The sequence below is a fragment of the Bradyrhizobium sp. LHD-71 genome (assembly GCF_031157255.1).
Lineage (GTDB): Bacteria > Pseudomonadota > Alphaproteobacteria > Rhizobiales > Xanthobacteraceae > P52-10.
This window is the reverse complement of the sequence record NZ_JAVIFX010000006.1, coordinates 95,899-118,007: the sequence shown is the minus strand read 5'-3', so window position 1 is coordinate 118,007 and position 22,109 is coordinate 95,899. Positions and strand designations below refer to the sequence as shown.

The following is a 22,109-nucleotide window of genomic DNA, read 5'->3' as shown; positions in this document are numbered from 1 at the left end:
CTGGCCAGATGCTATTTACCTCTGTGACGTCACAACAAAGCAAAAGTGTGAGCAATGACGGGTGGAAAACTGGACCTGCCTCGGATGTTCGAACAGCGCGAATCCGAGCGTGGGGCGCTCCACACGCGCCACTTGAACGAACAACTCGTCCGTGTGCTGAAGACGATCGGCTTCGATGTCGGCTTCAAGCGGGGGCAGGGTCAGTATCTGTATGACCGCAAAGATCAGCGCTATCTCGACCTGCTCTCCGGATTTGGCGTGTTCGCTATCGGACGCAACCATCCGGTGTTGCGCGACACGCTGAAAAGCGTACTGGACAGCGATCTTCCGAACCTCGTCCAGATGGACATCTCGACGCTCGCCGGAATTCTCGCCGAGCGGCTGCTCGCCTATACGCCGTACCTCGACAAGGCGTTCTTCGCGAACTCGGGCACGGAATGCGTCGAGGCTGCCATCAAGTTCGCGCGCGGCGCGACCGGCCGGCCTGGCATTCTCTACATGGGGCACGCGTACCACGGCCTGTCCTACGGTTCACTGTCGCTGACCGACGACAAGAATTTCCGCACCGGGTTCGAGCCGTTGCTGCCGGGCTGCACGGCGGTTCCGTTCAATGATCTCGCCGCCCTGGAGAAGGCACTGGCGAATCGCCAGGTCGCCGCGTTCGTGTTCGAGCCGATCCAGGGAAAAGGCGTAAACATCCCTAACGACGACTTTTTTCCCCAAGCTGCGGCGCTATGTCGCAAATACGGCACGCTGCTGGTCGCGGACGAAATTCAGAGCGGGATGGGACGCACCGGCAAGTTCCTCGCGATCGAGCACTGGAATGTCGAACCCGACATGGTGCTGCTGTCGAAATCGCTGTCGGGCGGGCATGTGCCGGTCGGCGCGCTGCTCACGCGCAAGGCGATCTTCGACAAGATCTTCGACCGCATGGACCGCGCGGTGGTTCATGGCTCCACATTTTCCAAGAACGACATGGCGATGGCCGCAGGCATCGCTACGCTCGAGGTGATCGAGTCAGAGAAGCTGATCGAGAACGCCGCGCTGCGCGGGGCACGTATCCAGCGTGCGTTCAGCGACATGGTCACGCGCTACGAGCTTGTGAAAGAGGTCCGCGGCAAGGGACTGATGATCGGCATCGAATTCGGCCCGCCCAAGTCGTTTGCGCTGAAGGCCTCGTGGAACGTGCTGGAGACGGCAAGCGCCGGGCTGTTCTGCCAGCTCATCACCATTCCGCTGTTCAAGGATCACAAGGTGCTGACGCAGGTTTCCGGCCATGGCAGCCACACGATCAAGATTCTTCCGTCGCTGACGATCACCGACGAGGACTGCGAATGGATCGAGAGCTCGTTCGATTCGGTGATCGCCGGCGCGCATCGTGTGCCGGGTGCGGTCTGGTCGCTCGGCAAAACGCTGGTGGACAACGCCATCCGCGTCCGGGAGTCGGCTTGAGCTGAAGCGCGTCACTTCCTTCCCGGATAGCTCACCGCCATGCCGGCGCGCACGTCCTGCTGGACGCCGTATTGCGGGAAAGGATAGCGGAATCCATTCTTCGACAGCGCTTTCATGCCGGTGATCGCGCTCGCGAGATGCTCCGGCGGCGTCGCCATCAGCATCTCTTCGTCGAGCACGCCGCCGTAGCGACGCTCGGCGAAGCAGGGAATCGACAGGCTGGGTTGCCGGGTCGTCAGCGCCCTGCCCCATGAGTCCGCGCAAGCGGATTCGCCGACGACGCTCCAGTCGAACCGTTTGTAGCCCGACCACTGCAAACCATTGATGAAGTAGATCATCGCGCCCGGCGTCGCATAGAACAGCGCGATGTCGGGGGGATCGAGCTTGCCGCTCGACAGAGGCCCAACCGCCAGCGCGTCGTATTTTCCGTCCGGTACGCAATGCATCGCGCTCTGGTGCGCGGTTGCGTCCTCAAGCGTGGAGAACCAGACGCCCTTCATGTGTTGCCCGGATTGCCAGGCCTCGGTCTTGGCGTTCCCGAGTCCGACCACTGCGCGGCACTGCGCGCCCACCAGATCGTCCGCGGTGATTCCGACTGTCCAGCCGAGCCGCGATGCCTGGCCGACGATCTGATCGAGCGTATGGATCGATTGCGGACGGCGGATGCGCTCGATTGCCTCCATGTCCTCGCGCCGCTCGAACATCTTCATGCCGAACGGGATGGTGCGCAGTTTCAAGAGCGAAGACAATTCGTCGACGAGCGAGGGCCAATCGTAAGTCATCGGGAGTTTCCTCTGGTTTTCCCGAAAACCTATCCCAAAGTGCCGAACGGCGCCATGGCGTTAAACATGTTGGCGCAGCCATTGCGCGCGGGCGATCGTCAGCCGCCACCCGCGAGCTGAGAAAACCCGCTGATAATCGAGGCCAATGCAACGACGACCGCCGCAACGATCAACACGAAGTCGAACGCGGACAGGAAACGTATTGCCAGGAAGTTGCGAATTTTCCTAATCATTTGCCCGCATTTACGTGGGACATTTGAATCAATTCTGAATCCGATTAACGAAAGACGGCCCTATCTGGAAACGCAGGCGACGAACTGAAACCTCGCCTTTCAACTCGCCGTGAGGAAGGCCGCGACTCTGCAATCGCGGCAAGCTTCAGTTTACGATTTTGTCCGCCCTGCGATCATGCGCAGCTCGACAGAAGCTGGCGGATCGAATGTCCTGATCGGCGGAAGATTGCCGGTGAACCGTTCGACCTGCACGGTCGTGAGCTGTCCGCAACAGCCTTGCGCGAGCGACGACGTGCCGATATCGCGTGTCAACACGTTCGGATTGCCGTGCACGCAAAGCGGGTTGTCCTCTTCAGCGTCTTCCGGATCGTACCAGGCTCCGGTCGGCAACCGCACCACACCGACGCGAATGTCGTCGGTCACGCTCGCCGCAGCCAGGCAGGCTCCGCGAGCGTTGAAAAGACGGACAATATCACCGTCCTTGATGCCGCGTGCTGCAGCATCCAGGGAGTGAATGCTCATCACCTCGCGACCACGCAGCTTCTCCGCGTCGCTATGTCCGCCGAAATCGAACTGGCTGTGCAGCCGCGTCGCGGGCTGATTGGCGACGAGATGCAGCGGCGCTTTCTCGTCGGGTACGTCCGACGGTGCCAACCAGGCAGGGTGGCCGGGACAGTCGGCGTAGCCGAAGCCGGCAATGGTCTTTGAGAAGATCTCGATCTTGCCGCTCGGGGTCGGCAGTGGCTTGCCTTGCGGATCATCACGGAACGCACGCAGGATGCCGCCGTCGGCAGGCAAAGCAGGCAGCTCGAGTTCGCCCTCGCCCCAGAAATGATCGAAATCGGGCGCCGGCAAATCCTTGGTGGCCAGCGCCTTCTGGGTCGTCGCATAGATGTGGCGCAGCCAGTCGCGGGTGCTGCGACCTTCGGTGAAGGCCTCTCGCTGGCCCAGCCGCTCGGCGAGCGCGGCGAAAATATCGTAGTCATCACGCGCCTGGGCAAACGGCTTCGCGAGCCGGTGCATGGCGATCATCAGCTGATCTGTCGGCGTTGCGCCGATGTCTTCGCGCTCCAGTGTCATCGTGCACGGAAGGACGATGTCGGCATGTCGCGCCGTGGCGGTCCAGGCGATTTCGTGCACCACCAGCGTCTCGAGGCCGAAGAATGCGCGACGGAGGCGATTGATGTCCTGGTGATGATGGAACGGATTGCCGCCGGCCCAGTAGACCAGCTTGATATCCGGATAGGTCAGCCGCTGGCCGTTATAGTCGAACGGCTTTCCTGGATTGAGAAGCATGTCGGAGATGCGCGCGACGGGTATGAAATCCCGCACCGCGTTCTGTCCTTGCGGCAGGGCCGCGACCGGGACAGCATTCATCCGCTTGCCGTAGTTTGCGACGGCGCCGAGCGCATAGTTGTAGCCGCCGCCGGGCAAGCCCATCTGTCCCAGCATCGCCGCCAGCACCGCGCCCATCCACACCGGCTGCTCGCCGTGCTCGGAACGCTGCATCGAATGCGACACGACGATCAGCACGCGCTTGCCGGCGAGACGCCGTGCCAATGCCTCGATCTCGGACGCAGCGATACCGCAGATCGGCGCCGCCCAGGCGGCGGTCTTCGGCTCACCGTCGCTACGGCCCATCAGGTAATCCTCGAACACGCTCCAGCCGACGCAGTGACTGTCGAGAAAGGCCCGATCGTGCAGACCGGCTGCCACCAGCGTATGCGCGATGCCGAGCATCAGCGCGACGTCGGTTCCCGGAGCGGGCGCGATCCATTCTGCCTCCGCCTCACGCGGCAGGTCCGAGCGCTGGGGGCTGACGAGGACGAACTCTGTTCCGCGAGCGCGCGCCTGCCCCATCGCCTTGCGTTCGGTGTGCTCACTGATGCCGCCGGACGCCACGCGGGAGTTCTTTGCGGCCATGCCGCCGAAAGCCAGAACGATGTCGGTGTACTGCACGATATCGTCCCACGATACGTTGCGGCGCGTGACATCGTCATAACCGCCGAGAATATGCGGCAGCAGAACATTGGAGGCCCCGGCGCTGTAGCTGTTGACCGAACGGACATAGCCGCCGAGTGCCGTGTTCAGGAACCGATGGATCTGGCTCTGAGCGTGATGGAAGCGGCCGGCACTGGACCAGCCGTAGGAACCGCCGAAGATCGCGCCAGGACCGTGGGCATCGCGCACGCGCGCAAGCTCACTGGCAAGGAGATCGAGCACCTCGTCCCATTCCATGGCGACGAACTCGTCGCGGCCGCGGCGGTCGTCCTTGCCGGGTCCGCCTTCCAGCCAGCCGCGCCGCACGTAAGGCCGGTCGATGCGTGCCCGGTGCCGCAGCGCCGACGGGAAATTCTGAATAATCGGGTTCGGATCGGGATCGCGCGGATGCGGCGTGACGACCAGCGTATCGCCCTGCCACACACCCTTGAACGCCCCCCAATGCGAGCTGTGGGAGCCGCCAAGCGTACCATTTAGAGAGCCGTCAAGAGCCTCGTCGACCACGTCCGTCATCGTTTCCCGCCACTTTCACCTGCCGCGATGCGGGCGAAATCTATGCGGGAATGCGGCGCATGTCATGGGACAATCGGCGACGCAAGGCAACCATGCCGAACGGCAGATTACCGCTTGAGGCGATAGCCGGTGTGGAAAATCCACCATACGACGCCAAGGCAGGTGAACAGGAACAACAGCGTCATGCCGAGGCTGACGCCCACGCCGACATCCGCGATGCCGTAGAAACTCCAGCGAAAACCGCTGACGAGGTACACGATAGGGTTGAATAGCGCGATCGTCTGCCAGACCGGCGACAGCACGTTGACCGAGTAGAAGGTGCCACCGAGGAACGTCAGCGGGGTAATGATCAATAGCGGAATGAACTGCAACTGCTCGAACCCGTCCGCCCAGATGCCGATGATGAAGCCGAGCAGGCTGAAGGTTACCGCGGTCAGCACCAGGAATGCGATCATCCAGAACGGATGCAGAATCTGCAGCGGCACGAAGAATCCGGCGGTGGCGAGAATGATCAGGCCGAGGATGATCGATTTGCTCGCTGCGGCGCCCACGTAGCCCACCACGATTTCCATCGGCGAGATCGGCGCCGACAGGATTTCGTAGATGGTGCCGACAAATTTGGGGAAATAGATGCCGAACGACGCATTTGCGGTGCTCTGGGTGAGCAGCGTCAGCATGATCAATCCCGGCACGATGAACGCGCCGTAGTTGACGCCCTCGATTTCGGTGATGCGCGAGCCGATTGCGGCCCCGAACACGACGAAATAGAGCGAGGTGGAGATGACCGGAGAGACGATACTTTGCAGCAGCGTCCGCCCGGTGCGCGCCATCTCGAACTTGTAGATCGCTGCCGCTGCCCGCCAGTTCATGATCGCTGTCTCACCAGATCGACGAAGATGTCCTCGAGCGAGGATTGCGTCGTATGCAGGTCGTTGAAGCTGATGCCCGCGGCACCGAGATCATCGAGCAGAGCCGTGATGCCGGTGCGACCACTTTGAGTGTCGTAGGTGTAAATCAGCTCCCTGCCCTGATCAGCCAGCGTCAGATTGTGCGCAGCCAGTGCGGCGGGTATCATATCCAGCTTGGTCTTCAGATGCAGCGTCATCTGCTTCCTGCCAAGCTTGCGCATCAGCTCGGCCTTCTGTTCGACCAGTACGATCTCGCCCTTGTTGATGACGCCGATGCGGTCTGCCATCTCCTCGGCTTCTTCGATGTAGTGGGTGGTCAGCACGATCGTCACCCCGGATGCCCGCAATGCGCGCACCATCTCCCACATGTCCTTACGCAACTCGACATCGACCCCGGCGGTCGGCTCGTCGAGAAACAGCACGCTCGGCTCATGCGCCAGCGCCTTGGCGATCATCACCCGCCGCTTCATACCACCGGAAAGCGTTAGGATCTTGGAATCCTTCTTGTCCCACAGCGACAGATCCTTGAGCACCTTTTCGAGATGCGCGGGATCGGCCTTCTTGCCGAACAGGCCGCGGCTGAAGCTGACCGTCGCCCACACTGTTTCGAACGAATCGGTCGCAAGCTCCTGCGGCACGAGACCGATCAGCGATCGCGCCGCGCGGTAGTCGCGAATGATGTCGTGTCCGCCGACCGTGATCTTGCCCTGGCTTGGATTGACAATGCCGCAGATGATGCCGATCAGCGTCGTCTTGCCGGCGCCGTTCGGCCCCAGCAGCGCGAAAATCTCGCCGCGGTTGATCTCGAGGTTGATCGTGCGAAGCGCGTGGAAGTCAGAGCCGTAGGTCTTTGTGAGACCCGAGACGGAAATGATCGGGGACATGAGGAGGTCAGTAAGCTGGACGCGGGATCGGCCGGGCCTTGCGAATTGGTGACAGCATCCGGGCGGACACCGCGAAGAGATGTCCGTTACTTAGTCGATACAAACAAATGAGCAAGGGCGGCCAACGTTTATTGTCGAGACGATTGCTCTTCGCCACAATTATGCGGAGCCTGCCATGATGGATGCGGCCCGAGCAAGGCCGTGATAAAGGTCGACTGTTTCCCCGTAGCGGACGCCGTTCGCGCTCCATTGTTTGCGCAAGCTCGAGGGCTTCGCCTCGCGGAGGCCGGAGATATAGGCGGCCTGCGAGAACGGCTCGGGCAACACCAGCCCGGCATTCGCCCGCACGATATGCTCGGCATAGCCACAAGCAGCACTCGCGGCAACCGGCAAACCGTTGACGATGGCTTCGAGGATGACGGTCCCGGTCGTTTCCGTGCGCGCAGGGTGGACCAAGAGATCAGCCGCCGCCATCAGCTCCGGTATATCCTCGCGAATGCCGGCCGGCCGAACGCGATCGCGCACGCCATGCCTGCCGGCCAGCCGCAATAGCCTGCGGCCGGCTTTCGAGTCTGCGGTCACGCCCGCAATGACGAGCCGTGCATCAGGGAATGCTCCAAGAGCCTCGAGTGTGCGATCGATCCCTTTCACGCGAAGTTGGTGACCGATCGCAAGCCATACCGTGTCATTCGCGGCAACGGACATTTCCTCGCGCAGCCGCTTGCGCGTTCCGTCGGTGCGCAGCTCAGGGTTTCGCCGCTCCGCCTTGACCGTCGGCGGCAGCAGCGTGATACGTTCGGCCTGCGTCTGCCAGGCGCTGCGGTACGCATCGGCCTGCGGCTCGCTCAACAGCAGCAGCCTCGTCGTCGCCTCCCGCGAGAAGCAGGCGCGCTCGAGCAGCGTCAATGTTCGCTCGCGCGGCAGCACGCGCGACAAGCGCCGCCTGTAGCGCAGGGCGACGGGTGGATCGGCGCAGTAGAGAAGATCGAGGCCCTCGAGCTTGTCGAAACCGATGATCCGATCGAATTTTCCGGTGCAGCGCCGCGCAAGCGCTTTCGAGAAAGCAGCATTTCGTCCATGGTTGGTCCATGCCCGCACCGGCAGCGTTTCCACATCCAGATCGCCGCCGACATCACCTTCCAGCCGCGAGGTGAGGATCGTCACCTGATGCCCTTGCGCGCCGAGCAGCCGGGCAATGGCCATGCAATCGCGCTGCAGGCCGCCATGGGGAAACAGCCTCACGATGGCGAGCGCCAACTTCATCGCCAGCTGCATCCTCCTGTCCATCTCGGATTCCTCTATAGAATCGAGTTGCGCCCTGGAATCAAGGCGCCGGAGGCCGGCGATTGACGCGTGCGGCGTTTTCGGCCTTTGATCCTGCCCGCCGCAACCCACCGGTGAACTGCCAAAGAGCCGAATGTTCTTCAGGAAAAGCCCATACCTGCATCGCAGCGATGTCAGGCCTGCGAAAGTCCTCGCGCTCTATTCGAGCACGTTCATCGGTGAAATCCGCATCAAGCCCTACCTGAACGCGCTGCTCGGCCGGGGCGTGATCGCCGATTATCAGGTCGCCGACCGGGCGATGACGATGGAGGGACTTAAGACTTATTCGTTCACGCATATCTGGTGTCAGCGGAACGTCTCGACGGCGCAATTTGCCTTTCTCAAGGCAAACAGTCACGTGCCGATCATCTATGACATGGATGACCTTCTGACATCGATGCCGGATTTCGTGGCGTCCTCCAAGCGGACCATGCTCAACCGTGTGGCCTGGTGTCTGAAACACGCCGCTGCGATCACCGTCGCCAGCGACAGACTGAAGGCCTCCCTGCAGGAAGATGCGCCCGTTTCAGCCGACAGGATCATGGTTCTCAAGAACGGCTGTTCGCAATGTGCGCCCCCCGAGCGAGCCGACGGCCGGCGGCAACTGGTCTGGACCTCGAGTGACGTGCCGTTCTTCCTGCGCGAAAATCCGCAGTTCGCGACCAACCTCGCAACCTTGCTCAACCGTGAAGGCTATGAGGCCATTCTGATCGGGCAATTTGATCAGGATCTTCGCGGGCTGTTCGAACGGTCGCGACATATCGGCCATCTCGACTTCACGTCCTACCGCGGCTACCTGCGCACCCTTGCAGGCGGCGTCGCCATCGCGCCAATGCCCACACGCCTGCCGCAACAGGCGCAACGCTATTTCGACGCGAAGTCGGACGTGAAACTCGTGGACTATCTGTCGAGCGGATTGATCCCGATCGTCAGCGACGCCGCATCATACGCGACATCGGAGCTGTTCATGCCGCAGTTGGCGGCGTCGGACGCAGACGCGCTGCTGCAACGGCTGGCGACGTGCATCGCCAACCGAAAGGCCGCAACGCAGGCCGTCGACGCCGTGATCCATCAGCCGGGATTACTGAAGCACAGGGAATTCAGCGAGTTGTCGAAGTCGCTGGATTCGCTGTTCGTCTGAGCGGGCCGAGCCCGCAATAGTATCGCGCATTACGCTTTGTTGAACACCGGCTTACGCTTCTCCACGAAGGCGCGCACGGCCTCCTTGTGATTTTCGGACGCCGAGAGCTGGACGATCCGCTCGGCCTCGTGATCGATCGCGGTGAAGTAATCGAGCGAGACCACTTCGTTCAGGTTCTGCTTCATCATCCGGATCGCGTCAGCCGGACCGTCGGCGATCTGCTGGGCGAGCGCGCGCGATGCGGATGCAAGCTCAGCGTCGGGCACCACACGGTTGACGAGGCCCAGCTTCTCGGCGCGCGCCGCATCGATGCGGTCGGACGTGAACATCATCTCGCGCGCCATCGAGGTGCCGATCGTGCGCGTCAGCAGCCAGGCGATGCCATAGTCGCCGCTCAGGCCGATCTTGGCGTAACCGCCTGACAGGAACGCGGATTGCCCGGCAACACGGATGTCACAGGCGAGCGCGATGGCAAGGCCCGCGCCGACTGCCGCGCCCGGCAAGGCAGCAATCGTCGGTTTCGATGCCGAGGCGATGCCACCGCCGACACCGCGATGCCGCTGCTTCATCTCCTTGACGCGCTCTTCCGGCGTCAGCGTCTTCGGCCTGCGATCACCCATGTTCTTGACGTCGCCGCCGGCGCAGAAGGCATTGCCCGCCCCCGTCAGCAGGATGACACGGACCGCATGATCGCTCTCGCAGTTGGCGAGCGCCGCCTGCAGCCCTTGCGACATCGCCGGCGAGAGCGCGTTCTTCGCCTCGGGTCGGTTCAGCGTGATAGTGGCAACGCCGGACGAGATACTGCAAAGCAGGTCGCTGGTGCCGGTATCGATCGTGGTTTCACTGGCGCTCATGGGCGAGGCTCCTTGTTGTTGTCGTTGGTTGCTTGCTCATCCGCGAAGCCCGCCAACTTTTCTGACGGCGCCCAGGGTACCACGAAGGCTGCACCTTGGTGCTCACCCCGCACGACCTCGACACCGAATGCCGTGGCAAGATGGTCATCTGTCAGGACCGCCGCAGGGTCGCCCGCGGCGAGAACCCTGCCGCCGTCGAGCAAAACTAGCCGATCGCAGAATCGCGCTGCAAGTGCCAAATCATGCAACACTACGACCACCCCGCCCCCTGCCGCCGCTTTCTTCCGCAACAGGTCCATCACCTGCAACTGGTGCAGCGGATCGAGCGCCGCAACCGGCTCGTCGGCGAGCAGCATCGGCGCCTCCACCGCCAGCGCCCGCGCCAGCAGCACGCGCATCCGCTCGCCGCCCGAGATCTGGGTCATCGTCCGTTCGCGCAAGGAAACGATATCCGTCGCAAGCATGGCACGCTCGATCGCCGCGCGATCGGCGGCCGCTGACCGCTGAAACCGGCGGCGATGCGGCAGCCGGCCGAGCGCGACCAGCGCCTCGACCCGCATCGGCCAGTGCGCTTCGCCGCTTTGTGCAAGGTAGGCGATCTGCCGCGACAGCTCAGCGGCGCCGACCTCGGCAGCACTCCTGCCTTCGTAACGCACCCGGCCGCGGTCGGAGGGACGCAAGTTCGCGAGCGTCCGCAGCAGGGTCGTCTTGCCCGATCCGTTCGGTCCGATCAGCCCGACGATCTCACCGGCCTCCGCCACGAAATCGACCCCCTGCAGCGCATCGACGCTGCCGAGCCGGACGGAAATTCCTTGCGCCTCGATCCGCATCAGGCTTCGCTGCGCAGGCGCCAGATCAGGCTGAACAGAAATGGCGCGCCGATGATTGCCATCACCACGCCGAGCTTAAGCTCCGGCCTGATCGGCAGCGATCGCACCGCAACGTCTGCCATCAGCGTCAGCACCGCGCCGCCGAGGCCGCTGACCAGCAGCAGCTTGCCTGGCTGCTGCCGGACCCAGGGGCGCAACAGATGCGGCACCACGAGGCCGACGAACGCAATCGCACCGGTGACTGCGACCGCACTGCCGACGCATAGAGCGGTGCCTGCGATCAACTGCATGCGCAGCCGCGGGAGGTTGAAACCCATACTCGCGGCCGTATCCTCGCCGAGCGTCAGGCTGTCGAGCGCGGGGCCCGTCATGATCAGCATGATCCAGCCGATCACCATCAGCGGCAGGACGAGATAGACATACTGCAGGCTGCGATCAGCCAGCGAGCCCAGCAGCCAGTAGACGATCTCCGTTACTGCGTACGGATTTGGCGCCAGGTTGAGCGCGAGCGACGTCAGCGCGCCCGCGAAGCTGTTGATCGCAACGCCCGCCAGAATCAGCGTCATCGTGCCGGCGCCCTGGCCGGCAATGCCATAGAGCATGAAGGTCGCGACGGCTGCTCCGGCTATGCCGCCAAGCGGCAGCACCAGCGGCGCTGTCTCCGCGAAGCCGAAATAGAATACGATCACTGCGCCGAGCGCCGCCATCCCCGACACGCCGGTGATGCCCGGCTCCGCCAGCGGATTTCGCAGCAGCCCCTGCATGGCAGCGCCGGCCACGCCGAGGCTGAAACCGACCAGCGCGCCGAGGACCATTCGCGGAATGCGCAGCTCGACCAGCACCAGCGCGCCAAGGCTCGATTCTCCGTGCAGCACGTCGGACGCAGCCTGATGCAAATCGAGCGGCGCGTAGCCGACCGACAATGATCCCGCCGCCAACACGGCGAGCAGCAGCGCCAGATAAGTGACCAGCACGCCGTAGGAGACGCGCTCATGCAACGGAAGACGCGTGATGATTTCGCCGGCCATCATGATCGGCCGCGGACGACATCGGTGGCGACAGCATCCAGCCGCTCGACCGCCTCGGCCACCCCCGGGCCGCCGCAATTCCACAACCGCCCCGGCAGCACGACGATCCGCGTCCGCGCAAGCTTCGATAAAATCGGGTGGCGCAGCATCTCCGTCGCCTGCGAGGGCGGGCCGTCGCGGCTCGCGCTGACGATCAGCACATCCACCTGGTGCAGCGCGACCATCTCCAGTGGAATTTCGCCGTAGTTGTCGATGTTCAGCCTCGCAGCAATATTTTCCAGTCCCGCAGCCGTCATCACCTGATCCGCGAGCGTGCCCCGCGCGACCGTCGCGCCATTGGGATTCAGCACGACGGCGGTCGGCCGTACTGCGCGTGCTTTGCTCGCGACGGCATCGATGCGCCGGTTGATCTCGTCGATCAGCTGCTTGCCCTTGTCTTCAGCCTGAACGAGCGCCGCGACGTCTCGGATCTGCTGCCGGACCTCATCCAGACTGCGCGGCACGCCGAATTCGACGACCGGCACCGCTGTGCGCTTGAGCATGCTGACCGTGACCCGGGTTGTGAAGGTGCCGGCCAACACAAGATCAGGATTGGACACGACGACCTGCTCAGCGGAGCCGTAGTTGACGGGGACCCGCTCTGCAAGCGCTGCCACGTTCGAGGTGGCCGGATCGCGCGACAGCCAGGTCACCGAGGCGATCCGCGGCCGGTCGGCGAGCCGTAGCAGCAGTTCGTCGGTGCACAGATTGAGCGAGACGATCTTTTGCGCTGCGCCGGCCGATGTCGGCAGCAGCAGCGCAAGAACCGCTGCGCCGGCAATCCATGTTGCGAATGGCAGAAGCCGCATTCACTCCGTCTCGTGTGTTTGCCCCAGAGCATTTTCCGGAAAGATGGATACCGGCTTTCCGCAAGAAGATGCGACCACAAACAGGGAATCTAGAGCGTACTCAACGTGAACCGAATACGCTCTAGTTGGTCAGGCGCACCCCGCCGTAGACCGCAAATCCCGGACGCAGGAAGCCCGTCGGCTCTTCGTAGCGCTCATCGAACAGATTGTCGATCCGGGCAAACACCTTCGCGTAGTCGTTGATTTTGTAGTCCGCGGCGATGTTGACCACGGTGAAACCGGGTGCGACCAGCCGCGGGATCGAGAAATCGCGGTTGCCGTCGATGAACTCTCCGACGTACAGCAGCGTCGCCGACAGTGTCAGCGGATCGATCGGATTCCATCCCGCTGCAAGGCTTGCCTTGTGGCGCGGCCTGCGCAGCAGCCGCTCGTGCGTGATGGCGTCGAACGCGTCGGTGTAGGTGTAGTCCGCGCGGAACCAGAGCCGGTCGGTCGGATTGACCGCGATGAACGCCTCGACGCCCGAGGTCTCCGCCTTGCCGACATTGACGTTGGTGCGCACGGTGAACGGGACCGTCTGCACGATGCCGGTGCCGGAAATCAGGTTGGTGATGTCATTATGAAACCAGGTCGCGCCGAAACGAACACGATTGTTGAACAGCGGCTGTTCGAAGCCGACGTCGTAGCCGACGCTCTCCTCCGGCAACAGGTTGGGGTTGGCGACGAAGGTCGGCAGGAAATCGACGAACAGCTGGTTGAGGGTCGGCGCCTTGAACCCCGAGCCGACGCTCGCCTTCAGCTTGGTCTCGGTCACCGGCAATAGCAGCGCCGGCGCGACACGATACGTGGTCGCCTCGCCAAAGCGCTCGTTGGCGTCGTGGCGAACATTGCTGACGATGAAGAGGCGCTGCGCGAACTCCGACTGCAGTTCGATATAGCCGCCGCTGTTGGCATTGTCGGCATTGACGAACGCCGTGCCCATGCTTTCGATCTCGTGCTCAAGGCCGGTGACGAGGGTTTGCCCGGGCATCAGCAGCGAGACGCCGCGCCAGTCCACTTTCGTACGCTGACCCGTGTTGATCGTCGGGATCGAGGTCGGAGTCAGCAGATTCTCGGTGCGATGATCCGTGTAGTTCACGCCGAAATAGTTGGTGAAGCGACCATCGAAGCCCGTCCACACCGCCTCAGCGCGGGTGAAGAACTGCTTGAGATTCTGGGTGCTCTGCTCCGCGCGCGGCACGCCCGCGAATGTCGGTGGCAGAAACTCGTCCTGGGTGAACCTTAACTCGCTCTCGGTGTAGCGGCCGACATAGTTCAGGCGAAAGCTTTCACTGATGTCGAGGCCGAGCTTGGTGGACACCGTGGTGTTGTCGTAAAAATCGCCGATCGCTGCGCGCCCCGGCGGCAGCAGGTTCGGCGGCGTGACCGGCGTATCCGCGGCGCGGAAATGGATCACGTTGAATGCGTAGTCGAAGTTCTCCTTCGAGCCGCTCAGACTCGCCGCCTGATTGAACGTGCCGAAACTTCCGCCTTCCACCAGGCCCGTGACCTTCGCCGGGCCCTTGCCGCGCTTTGTGACGATGGAGATGACGCCGCCGATCGCGTCCGACCCATAAAGGCCGCTCTGCGGGCCGCGCAGCACCTCGATACGCTCGATATCGTTGGCGAGAAGATGCCCGAATTCGAATGTGCGCGCCGGATTGCTCGGGTCGCTGACGTCGATTCCGTCGATCAGAACCTTGACGTGGTTAGCGTTGGTGCCGCGCACAAACACGGATGTCTGCGATCCCGGCCCGCCGGCCTGCACGACATTGAGGCCCGGAACGTTCGCCAGGATGTCCGGAACGGTTCGCCGCTGCTCGCGCTCGATGTCTTCCGCGGTGACGACGGTGACGGAGTTGGCGATCTGAGCTTCCGGTGTCGGCAGGCTGGTCGGGCTGATGACGATGGTCGGCAGCACATCCGGCGGGGACGCCGATTGCTGGGCGCTGGCGATGGATGGCAGTCCCGCAGCGGCAAGGGCGGCAAGCAAAACAGACTGCAGCAGTGGCCGCAAACGGGTGCTGGTTGTAAAGGGCAATTTCCCCATAGCGAGAGGCCTCGGGTGACAGCATGTGGCACGTCACCGCGAACGAAGCCCCTCGCCGCTGCAACCGCAGCAGGTCAGGCACCTACCGATACACCCCGATCGATATGCTCGCGTGTGACCACGGCTGACGGCAGGTCTCCTGGCTCGCGGATCATCATCGGTCGTCGCCTTCCCGGAGCCGAGGACCCCAGTGGCATTTTTGACGACAGATTCACCGCTCACAGTTGCGGGGGCAGCCGCAGCTTGATCGGGCAAAACCAATTGGCGAAGCCGACATCTGCGTTCCCGTTTAATCCCCGAAGGGAACCGTCGATTCACTTTAAGAACGCGAAATCAATCCTGTCAATTGCTTGGCAACATCGGGGCGAGCGCCCACACGCCGTCGCCCTCATGTTGCCGCAGGGACAGCCACGCGCTTCAAGCGCGTAAGCTTGCATATAGCCTGGCCTGGGTGTCCGCGCTTCGAAGTCTTGCTTGCGTGTCAGCATTCCGTAGCTTGCGCGCAACTGCCGCGAGCACGCTGAGATATCGTCCCTCATTGCTCGCGGGCAGTAGCAGAAGGAAGAAGAGGTCGACGGGCTCGCCATCGATGGCTTGAAAGTCGATGGGCCTCTTGCTGCGGGCGAAAACCCCGATCGGTCGCGTGACCTTTCGCAAGCGTGCGTGAGGAATTGCGATTCCATCGCCCGTCCCGGTCGAGCCGAGCTTTTCCCGCTCTTGAAGTGCGGTTTCGACCTCCGCGGCCTTCAATTCCAACGCATCCGCCGCCTGCTTCGCAAGCCGGTTCAGAATCGCGGTCTTGTCCGTCACGTCGACGTCCATGAGCACGTCACGCTCGGCCAGAACCTCGGATATTTCCATTGCACTCACCTTCCGCGCTTAATCAGGCGATCGCAGACGGTAGCCGATACCGGTCTCGGTCTGGATATATTGCGGCCGCTCGGGATCGGTCTCGACCTTCTGCCTGAGCTGACGCACGTACACCCGCAGATACTGCGCATCCGTCAGGTCGTCCCAAAGCTCGCTGAGCAGAAATCTGTGTGTCAGCACCTTGCCGGCATGCTGTACCAGCAGCCGCAGCAGGTCATACTCCTTCGGCGAAAGCTTCACCTCCTTCTCGCCGACCTTGACGATACGGCGGACCAGATCGACGGAGAGATCGCCGACGCGAAAGATCGGTCGCTCGCCATGGACCTGGAGTTGGTGTCGCAGCGCTGCACGCAGGCGGGCGAGAAGCTCATCCATGCCGAACGGCTTCGTGACATAGTCGTCGGCTCCATAGTCAAGCGCGCGGACCTTCCCGGCTTCGTCACCGCGACTGGAGAGAACGACGATCGGCACGCTCTCGTTCCGTGACCTGATCGTTCGCAACAACTCGTGACCATCAATATCCGGCAGGCCCAGGTCGAGGATAACGAGATCGGGCTTTTCGGACAGCAACGTCAACGCCGTTTTGCCGTTCGGCGCTTCGAGGATCTGATAGTTTGCGGTTGCAAGCCCCATGCGCAACAGCTTGCGGATCGGCGGTTCGTCATCGACGACGAGCACCTTGAGCTGTGGTCCTGTCATGCGGCGGTTTCCAACGATCCAACATGGGCGCGAATCGGAAAGGTGATGATGAACGCGGCACCCGATCTGTCATAGCGATTGGCCGCCGTGATCGTCCCTTTCATCGCCTCGATGAAGCCTCGCGCAATGGCGAGTCCCAGGCCGGTTCCTGGCCGGACTTGATCACCCTTTCTTGCGCGATAGAACTTGTCGAAGATCTGGTCGACGTCGGCCGGCGGAATGCCTTCGCCTTCGTCAAGCACGCGCAGAGCAACAACCGGACCATCCTGTTCACCCTCGATCCGAATGGTGGAGCCCAGAGGTGCATACTTTGCTGCATTGTCCAGAACATTGAACAGCGCCTGCTCGAACAGGACCGCGTCGATCTCCACCATGGGAAGAACGGAAGCCAGTTTGAGCTCGACGTTGTGGTGCGAGAGGATCTTGCTCGCGCGCCGCAAGGCGGTGTCGACGATCTCACGCAAGTCGTACGGCGCGACGTTCGGCGTGATCGCTCCAGACTCCAGTTTCGTCATGTCGAGAAGATTGGCAATGAATCGATTGAGCCGCTCGGACTCCTCGATGACCGTCGTCAAGAGGTCGGTCTTCTCCGCCTCGCTGAGTTTGCTCGACAGGTCGCGCAGCGTGGTGGCGGAGCCCAGGACCGCCGCCAACGGCGTCTTCAGATCGTGCGAAATCGAGGTGAGCAGCGCGGATCTAAGCCGGTCCGTCTCGGCGTTTCGCTTCACCCGATCCATGTCCTCGACCAGAAAAACCCGTTCGATGGCGAGGGCGCTCTGATCGATCAGCGCATCGAGCAGCCGCCGATCATCGGGCGACAACAGCAGCCCCGGCTTATCGCTGTCGATCCCGACGATGCCGATCGGCCCGCGGCCGGTCTGCATCGGCAGAAACAAACGCTTTGCGCCCGGAAGCGTATCGGAGCCGCGACCAGCCGGGCGGTTGTTCTCCCACGCCCATTTCGCGGCCGCCAGGTCGGCATCATCGAGAATGTCTTCAGGCGGATAGGCGCCGCGAACGGCGATCGTTCCGTCCTCCGGCAACAGCAGCACGACGCGCACCTTGAGCATCAGTGCGGTCTGGTAGGCGGTGGCCCAAAGGACATCGTCCAGGCTGCCGACGCCGGCGAGCTTCCGGCTGAAGGAATAGAGCGATTCGGTGGTCCGCGCGCGAAGCGCTGCCGTCATGGCCTGGGTCCGCACACGCGCGGCGACGTTCGAGACCACGACCGCCACGATGATGAAGAAAAGAAAGGCGACGACGTTGGTCGGATCGGCGATCGTAAATGTGTAGGTCGGCGCCATGAAAAAGAAGTTGTAGCAAAGCGAGGCAGCGACGCTCGCAGCCAGCGAGGGCGCAAGGCCGAAGCGGACCGCAACCCCGAGCACAGCTGTCAGAAATACGAGATCAACGTTCTCGACGCCGAGAAGAGGATGAATGAGCAGGCTGATCGCGAGCGCGCTCGCCACCGCCAGCAACGCGAAGCCGTAGGGCACGGGCTGCAAGGCCGCATTGTCCGATGCGGTTCGGACGACCTTCTTCGGCATCGGTTCACCGGTGATGTCGGCACCGGCGATGACATGAACGCTGATATGTCCCGCCTTGCGAACAAGATCGTGGACCACGGATCCGTGCAGCAACTCGAACCAGCGCGAGCGGGACGATTTGCCGATGACGATCTGTGTGACATTGTTCGACTGCGCGTAGTCGATGAGATCGTCGGCGATGGTTCGGCCGGCGCCCGGGATCGTCACTGCTTCTCCGCCAAGCGCCTCCGCCAGGCGGAGCGTATCGGCTATTCGATCGCGCTCCTGCTCGGAAAGCTGCAGTGTCCGGCGGGTCTCGATGCTCAAGGCGACGAACGGCGCGTGCAGCCGGTCGGACAGGCGCTTGGTGTAGCGGACCAGACCGGCAGCCCGGACATCCTCGTTGATGCAGACAAGGATGCGCTCGCCCGCTGCCCATGGCCCCGCAATGGCGCCGGCCTGCATCTCCACGAGAAGCTGCTCGTCGACCCGATCTGCCGTCCGGCGCAGAGCCAGTTCACGCAGCGCCGTCAGGTTGGCCGGTGAGAAGAAGTGCTGGAGGGCGCGCTCCGCCTGCCTTGGAACATAGACCTTGCCATCCTTCAGCCGCTGGATGAGGTCGTCCGGCGTGAGATCGACCAGTTCGACCGCATCCGCGCGATTGAAGATCCTGTCCGGCAAGGTTTCGCGAACCCGCACATGTGTGATCTGCGCGACGACATCGTTCAAACTTTCGATGTGCTGGATATTGACGGTCGTGTAGACGTCGATGCCGCAGCTCAGGATCTCCTCGACATCGAGATATCGCTTCGGATGGCGGCTACCGGCTGCGTTCGTGTGTGCAAGCTCATCGACGAGAACGATCTGCGGCCGGCGCGCAATGATCGCGTCCAGATCCATTTCGTCGAGCGCTTGTCCGCGATAGGAAACACTGCGACGCGGGATCACGTCCAGCCCTTCGAGCAGGGCCTCGGTTTCCTTCCGTCCGTGGGTCTCTACGACCCCGACGACGACGTCATAACCGTCCTTCCGGCGCGCACGGGCCTGCTGAAGCATTTCGTAGGTCTTGCCTACGCCGGGCGCCGCACCGACAAAGATCTTGAGCTTGCCGACGCGCCCCTCCTCGCGCCGCGCCGCCTCGAGCAAGGCGTCGGGCGAAGGTCGGGAAGTGTCGCGTCGCTGATCGGCCATCCCTTACGATGTCCTTCGTTCGACCGTGGGAGCGACTAGTGTCCCGGTTCTAACGTTCGCATCACTTTGCGGCAATCTCGTCTGCGAACGTTAGAACCAAGAGCAGCCACTTTGTAAAGTTAGTGCGTTTTTGGATTTTGACGTTCGTACACAGGAGCCGCGGCAAGGATGGTACGAACGTCAAATCCAGCGCACTAGCGCGCTCCCTGATCCAGTGCAAGATTGAGCGCCAGCACATTAACCCGCGGCTCGCCCAGTATGCCCGCCAGGCGGCTCTCCATATGCTCTTGGACAAGCACGCGGAGGCGCTCTTCGGGAATGTTACGCGCCTTGGCGACGCGCGGCACCTGGAACATCGCACTTTCTGGTGAGATATGCGGGTCGAGACCGCTGCCCGACGTCGTCACGAGGTCGACTGGTACGGGCGCGGCGGAATTCTCCGCCTGTGCCTTTTCGACGTCGCCTTTGACCCGTTCGATCAAGCTCTTGTTGGTCGGTCCCAGATTCGAGCCCATCGAGTTCGAAGCATTGTAGGGCGCCGCCGTCGTCTTGGTCGAATCCTGCGGGTCCGGACCGGTCGTTGCCGACGGTCGTCCGTGGAAGTACTTGTCCTCGGTAAACGCCTGACCGATCAGCTCAGAACCGATGACCTTGCCGTCCCGTTCGATCAGGCTTCCTTGCGCCTGACGCGGGAAGATCACGCCCGCGATGCCGGTGATCGCCAGGGGATAGAGCAGTCCGGTGATCACCGTCAGCGCGACAAACAGGACCAGCGCCGGGCGGATTTGTCTCAACATGGTGAACCTCCTCAGGCGAGATGCAATGCGGTGATCAGGAGATCGATAGCCTTGATGCCGATGAACGGCACGATGATTCCACCGAGCCCGTAAATCAGCACGTTCCTTCGCAGCAAAGCAGCCGCGCCGATCGGACGGTAGCGAACGCCTTTCAGCGCGAGCGGAATCAGTGCGATGATGACGAGGGCATTAAAGATGATCGCCGAAAGAATGGCGCTCTGCGGCGTCGCGAGATGCATGATGTTCAAGACCTGCAACTGCGGATAGAATGCCACGAACATTGCAGGGATGATGGCGAAGTATTTCGCGACATCGTTGGCGATCGAAAACGTCGTGAGCGAGCCACGCGTCATCAGCAGCTGCTTGCCGATCTCCACGATCTCGATGAGCTTGGTCGGATTGGAATCCAGATCGACCATGTTACCGGCTTCACGTGCAGCTTGCGTGCCGGTGTTCATCGCCACGCCGACGTCGGCCTGTGCCAGCGCTGGCGCATCATTGGTGCCGTCGCCGCACATGGCGACCAGCTTGCCCTTCGCCTGCTCGTCGCGAATGAGCTTCAGCTTGTCTTCAGGTGTCGCCTGCGCCAGAAAATCGTCGACGCCTGCTTCCGCAGCAATCGCTGCGGCGGTCATCGGATTGTCGCCGGTGATCATGATGGTCCTGATACCCATCCGGCGCAGTTCGGCGAAGCGCTCACGGATGCCGCCCTTGACGACGTCTTTCAGATGGATGACGCCCAGCAGCCTTCCATCCCTGGCAACCGCCAGCGGCGTGCCGCCTGCCTTTGCGACCGCCTCGGCAATCGCCCGGACTTCGCGGGTCGTTTCACTGATCGCGCCGGGCTGCACTGCTCGCAAGGCTCCCGACTGGCCGACCGCCGTCGGCGCCCCGCCGAGCGAACCGAGAACCGCGTCGACCGCGCCTTTGCGGATCCAGCTCTGCCCGATCTCGACACCGCTCATCCGGCTTTGCGCCGTGAACGGCACGAACTTTGCGTTGACGTCGGCAAGCTCGCGTCCACGAATTCCGTACTTCTCCTTCGCGAGCACGACGATTGAGCGGCCTTCAGGGGTTTCGTCCGCAAGCGATGCAAGCTGCGCCGCGTCGGCGAGCTCCTGCTCCGTCACCCCGCGCAAGGGCGTGAACTCCGTCGCCTGACGGTTGCCAAGCGTGATCGTCCCGGTCTTGTCGAGCAGCAGCGTGTCGACGTCGCCTGCCGCCTCAACCGCGCGGCCGGACATCGCCAGAACATTGAAGCGGACCAGCCGATCCATGCCGGCGATGCCGATCGCCGACAGGAGCGCGCCGATCGTCGTCGGGATCAGCGTGACAAACAGTGCCACGAGGATGACGACCGAGACGGCGCCGCCCGCATAGACGACGTAGCTCGGGATCGTCACGGTGGCGAACACGAAGATGATCGTAAGCCCGACCAGCAGGATGTTCAGGGCGATCTCGTTCGGCGTTTTCTGCCGCTCCGCGCCTTCGACAAGCCCGATCATACGGTCGAGGAAGGTCGATCCTGGCGCGGCGGTGATGCGGACCCGGATCCAGTCCGAAAGGACCTGCGTTCCGCCGGTGACCGCCGATCGATCGCCGCCGGACTCGCGAATGACGGGCGCGGATTCGCCGGTGATGGCGGCCTCGTTGACGGACGCCACCCCTTCGATCACCTCTCCATCCGACGGAATGGTATCGCCCGCCTCGACCAGCACCACGTCGCCGACCTTCAGGCTGGTGCTCGGAACGAGCTTGTACGGATCAGCGCCCGAGCCGATCAGCTTGGCTTTCGTTTCGGTCCGCGTCTTGCGCAGCGATTCCGCCTGCGCCTTGCCGCGCCCCTCGGCGATCGCCTCGGCGAAGTTTGCAAACAGAATGGTAAACCACAGCCAGAGCACGATCTGGATTTCGAACGCGATCTGATCGCTGCCAGCGACGATGTCGCGAACGAGGATGACCGTCGTCAGTACCGTCACGACCTCGAGAACGAACATGACAGGGTTCTTCATCATGTTCCGCGGATCGAGCTTGACGAACGACGCGCCGATGGCAGGCAAGACGATCTTCGGATCGAGCAGCGTGGATACCGGCGTGCGCTTGCGATTTTGCAGGGCGTCCATGGGTGACAGCTCCAGTC

At 62.7% G+C, this 22,109-nt stretch carries 17 protein-coding genes and 1 riboswitch; of the genes, 2 read left to right on the top strand and 15 right to left on the bottom strand.

What is annotated here, in order from left to right; genetic code table 11:
- Positions 1-84 precede the first annotated feature (84 nt).
- Positions 85-1,452 carry an aspartate aminotransferase family protein gene (locus RCO31_RS08465; RefSeq protein ID WP_374991450.1) on the top strand — a complete coding sequence of 456 codons (1,368 nt, stop codon included), beginning with the start codon at positions 85-87 and terminating at the stop codon, positions 1,450-1,452.
- Between the two features lie 11 nt (positions 1,453-1,463).
- Here the strand turns inward: RCO31_RS08465 and RCO31_RS08460 are convergent, their stop codons facing one another.
- The 5 genes from RCO31_RS08460 to RCO31_RS08440 all read right to left on the bottom strand — a co-directional run bounded on the left by RCO31_RS08460 (position 1,464) and on the right by RCO31_RS08440 (position 8,060).
- Entirely contained in the window at positions 1,464-2,234 is a 771-nt protein-coding gene (locus RCO31_RS08460) for a DUF169 domain-containing protein (RefSeq protein WP_308967866.1), read from the bottom strand.
- A gap of 383 nt (positions 2,235-2,617) precedes the next feature.
- Positions 2,618-4,981 carry a molybdopterin guanine dinucleotide-containing S/N-oxide reductase gene (locus tag RCO31_RS08455; protein ID WP_308967865.1) on the bottom strand — a complete coding sequence of 788 codons (2,364 nt, stop codon included), beginning with the start codon at positions 4,979-4,981 and terminating at the stop codon, positions 2,618-2,620.
- A 107-nt stretch (positions 4,982-5,088) separates the two neighbouring features.
- Positions 5,089-5,850 carry an ABC transporter permease gene (locus tag RCO31_RS08450; protein ID WP_308967864.1) on the bottom strand — a complete coding sequence of 254 codons (762 nt, stop codon included), beginning with the start codon at positions 5,848-5,850 and terminating at the stop codon, positions 5,089-5,091.
- The gene (locus RCO31_RS08445) at positions 5,847-6,773 is read right to left on the bottom strand and encodes an ABC transporter ATP-binding protein (protein WP_308967863.1); all 927 of its coding nucleotides are present in this window, start codon (positions 6,771-6,773) and stop codon (positions 5,847-5,849) included. The genes RCO31_RS08450 and RCO31_RS08445 overlap by 4 nt, the downstream gene beginning before the upstream one ends.
- Positions 6,774-6,932: 159 nt before the next feature.
- Positions 6,933-8,060 (bottom strand): glycosyltransferase family 4 protein, encoded by a 1,128-nt coding sequence (locus tag RCO31_RS08440; RefSeq protein ID WP_308967862.1) that lies wholly within the window; start codon positions 8,058-8,060, stop codon positions 6,933-6,935.
- A gap of 130 nt (positions 8,061-8,190) precedes the next feature.
- Here RCO31_RS08440 and RCO31_RS08435 point away from each other — a divergent pair, with 130 nt between their 5' ends.
- Positions 8,191-9,237 carry a hypothetical protein gene (locus tag RCO31_RS08435; RefSeq protein ID WP_308967861.1) on the top strand — a complete coding sequence of 349 codons (1,047 nt, stop codon included), beginning with the start codon at positions 8,191-8,193 and terminating at the stop codon, positions 9,235-9,237.
- Positions 9,238-9,266: 29 nt separating this feature from the next.
- Here the strand turns inward: RCO31_RS08435 and RCO31_RS08430 are convergent, their stop codons facing one another.
- The 10 genes from RCO31_RS08430 to kdpB all read right to left on the bottom strand — a co-directional run bounded on the left by RCO31_RS08430 (position 9,267) and on the right by kdpB (position 22,092).
- Positions 9,267-10,091, bottom strand: a complete 825-nt coding sequence (locus RCO31_RS08430) for an enoyl-CoA hydratase (RefSeq protein WP_308967860.1) — start codon at positions 10,089-10,091, stop codon at positions 9,267-9,269.
- Complete coding sequence (locus tag RCO31_RS08425; protein ID WP_308967859.1) at positions 10,088-10,921, bottom strand: ABC transporter ATP-binding protein; 834 nt, start codon at positions 10,919-10,921, stop codon at positions 10,088-10,090. Before RCO31_RS08425 ends, RCO31_RS08430 begins: the two co-directional genes overlap by 4 nt.
- On the bottom strand, positions 10,921-11,952 hold the full coding sequence (locus RCO31_RS08420) for an iron ABC transporter permease (protein ID WP_308967858.1): 1,032 nt from the start codon (positions 11,950-11,952) through the stop codon (positions 10,921-10,923). The genes RCO31_RS08425 and RCO31_RS08420 overlap by 1 nt, the downstream gene beginning before the upstream one ends.
- Entirely contained in the window at positions 11,949-12,797 is an 849-nt protein-coding gene (locus tag RCO31_RS08415) for an ABC transporter substrate-binding protein (RefSeq protein WP_308967857.1), read from the bottom strand. Before RCO31_RS08415 ends, RCO31_RS08420 begins: the two co-directional genes overlap by 4 nt.
- A gap of 121 nt (positions 12,798-12,918) precedes the next feature.
- Positions 12,919-14,829: a TonB-dependent receptor domain-containing protein gene (locus tag RCO31_RS08410; RefSeq protein WP_308967856.1), complete on the bottom strand. Its 1,911-nt coding sequence runs from the start codon at positions 14,827-14,829 to the stop codon at positions 12,919-12,921.
- Between the two features lie 168 nt (positions 14,830-14,997).
- A riboswitch (cobalamin riboswitch) is annotated at positions 14,998-15,212 on the bottom strand.
- 91 nt (positions 15,213-15,303) lie between these two features.
- Positions 15,304-15,747 carry a PTS sugar transporter subunit IIA gene (locus RCO31_RS08405; protein ID WP_308967855.1) on the bottom strand — a complete coding sequence of 148 codons (444 nt, stop codon included), beginning with the start codon at positions 15,745-15,747 and terminating at the stop codon, positions 15,304-15,306.
- An 18-nt stretch (positions 15,748-15,765) separates the two neighbouring features.
- Positions 15,766-16,455 carry a response regulator transcription factor gene (locus RCO31_RS08400; protein WP_308967854.1) on the bottom strand — a complete coding sequence of 230 codons (690 nt, stop codon included), beginning with the start codon at positions 16,453-16,455 and terminating at the stop codon, positions 15,766-15,768.
- The gene (locus RCO31_RS08395; protein WP_308967853.1) at positions 16,452-19,172 is read right to left on the bottom strand and encodes a sensor histidine kinase KdpD; all 2,721 of its coding nucleotides are present in this window, start codon (positions 19,170-19,172) and stop codon (positions 16,452-16,454) included. The genes RCO31_RS08400 and RCO31_RS08395 overlap by 4 nt, the downstream gene beginning before the upstream one ends.
- 194 nt (positions 19,173-19,366) lie before the next feature.
- On the bottom strand, positions 19,367-19,969 hold the full coding sequence (locus tag RCO31_RS08390; protein ID WP_308967852.1) for a K(+)-transporting ATPase subunit C: 603 nt from the start codon (positions 19,967-19,969) through the stop codon (positions 19,367-19,369).
- 11 nt (positions 19,970-19,980) lie between these two features.
- On the bottom strand, positions 19,981-22,092 hold the full coding sequence (gene kdpB, locus RCO31_RS08385) for a potassium-transporting ATPase subunit KdpB (RefSeq protein ID WP_308967851.1): 2,112 nt from the start codon (positions 22,090-22,092) through the stop codon (positions 19,981-19,983).
- Positions 22,093-22,109 lie beyond the last annotated feature (17 nt).

What these genes read in the sequence shown, in the direction of transcription:
- RCO31_RS08465 (WP_374991450.1), top strand. Translation starts at nt 85, where the DNA reads ATGTTCGAACAGCGCGAATCCGAGCGTGGGGCGCTCCACACGCGCCAC.
- RCO31_RS08460 (WP_308967866.1), bottom strand. Translation starts at nt 2,234, where the DNA reads ATGACTTACGATTGGCCCTCGCTCGTCGACGAATTGTCTTCGCTCTTG.
- RCO31_RS08455 (WP_308967865.1), bottom strand. Translation starts at nt 4,981, where the DNA reads ATGACGGACGTGGTCGACGAGGCTCTTGACGGCTCTCTAAATGGTACG.
- RCO31_RS08450 (WP_308967864.1), bottom strand. Translation starts at nt 5,850, where the DNA reads ATGAACTGGCGGGCAGCGGCAGCGATCTACAAGTTCGAGATGGCGCGC.
- RCO31_RS08445 (WP_308967863.1), bottom strand. Translation starts at nt 6,773, where the DNA reads ATGTCCCCGATCATTTCCGTCTCGGGTCTCACAAAGACCTACGGCTCT.
- RCO31_RS08440 (WP_308967862.1), bottom strand. Translation starts at nt 8,060, where the DNA reads ATGGACAGGAGGATGCAGCTGGCGATGAAGTTGGCGCTCGCCATCGTG.
- RCO31_RS08435 (WP_308967861.1), top strand. Translation starts at nt 8,191, where the DNA reads ATGTTCTTCAGGAAAAGCCCATACCTGCATCGCAGCGATGTCAGGCCT.
- RCO31_RS08430 (WP_308967860.1), bottom strand. Translation starts at nt 10,091, where the DNA reads ATGAGCGCCAGTGAAACCACGATCGATACCGGCACCAGCGACCTGCTT.
- RCO31_RS08425 (WP_308967859.1), bottom strand. Translation starts at nt 10,921, where the DNA reads ATGCGGATCGAGGCGCAAGGAATTTCCGTCCGGCTCGGCAGCGTCGAT.
- RCO31_RS08420 (WP_308967858.1), bottom strand. Translation starts at nt 11,952, where the DNA reads ATGATGGCCGGCGAAATCATCACGCGTCTTCCGTTGCATGAGCGCGTC.
- RCO31_RS08415 (WP_308967857.1), bottom strand. Translation starts at nt 12,797, where the DNA reads ATGCGGCTTCTGCCATTCGCAACATGGATTGCCGGCGCAGCGGTTCTT.
- RCO31_RS08405 (WP_308967855.1), bottom strand. Translation starts at nt 15,747, where the DNA reads ATGGAAATATCCGAGGTTCTGGCCGAGCGTGACGTGCTCATGGACGTC.
- RCO31_RS08400 (WP_308967854.1), bottom strand. Translation starts at nt 16,455, where the DNA reads ATGACAGGACCACAGCTCAAGGTGCTCGTCGTCGATGACGAACCGCCG.
- RCO31_RS08395 (WP_308967853.1), bottom strand. Translation starts at nt 19,172, where the DNA reads ATGGCCGATCAGCGACGCGACACTTCCCGACCTTCGCCCGACGCCTTG.
- RCO31_RS08390 (WP_308967852.1), bottom strand. Translation starts at nt 19,969, where the DNA reads ATGTTGAGACAAATCCGCCCGGCGCTGGTCCTGTTTGTCGCGCTGACG.
- kdpB (WP_308967851.1), bottom strand. Translation starts at nt 22,092, where the DNA reads ATGGACGCCCTGCAAAATCGCAAGCGCACGCCGGTATCCACGCTGCTC.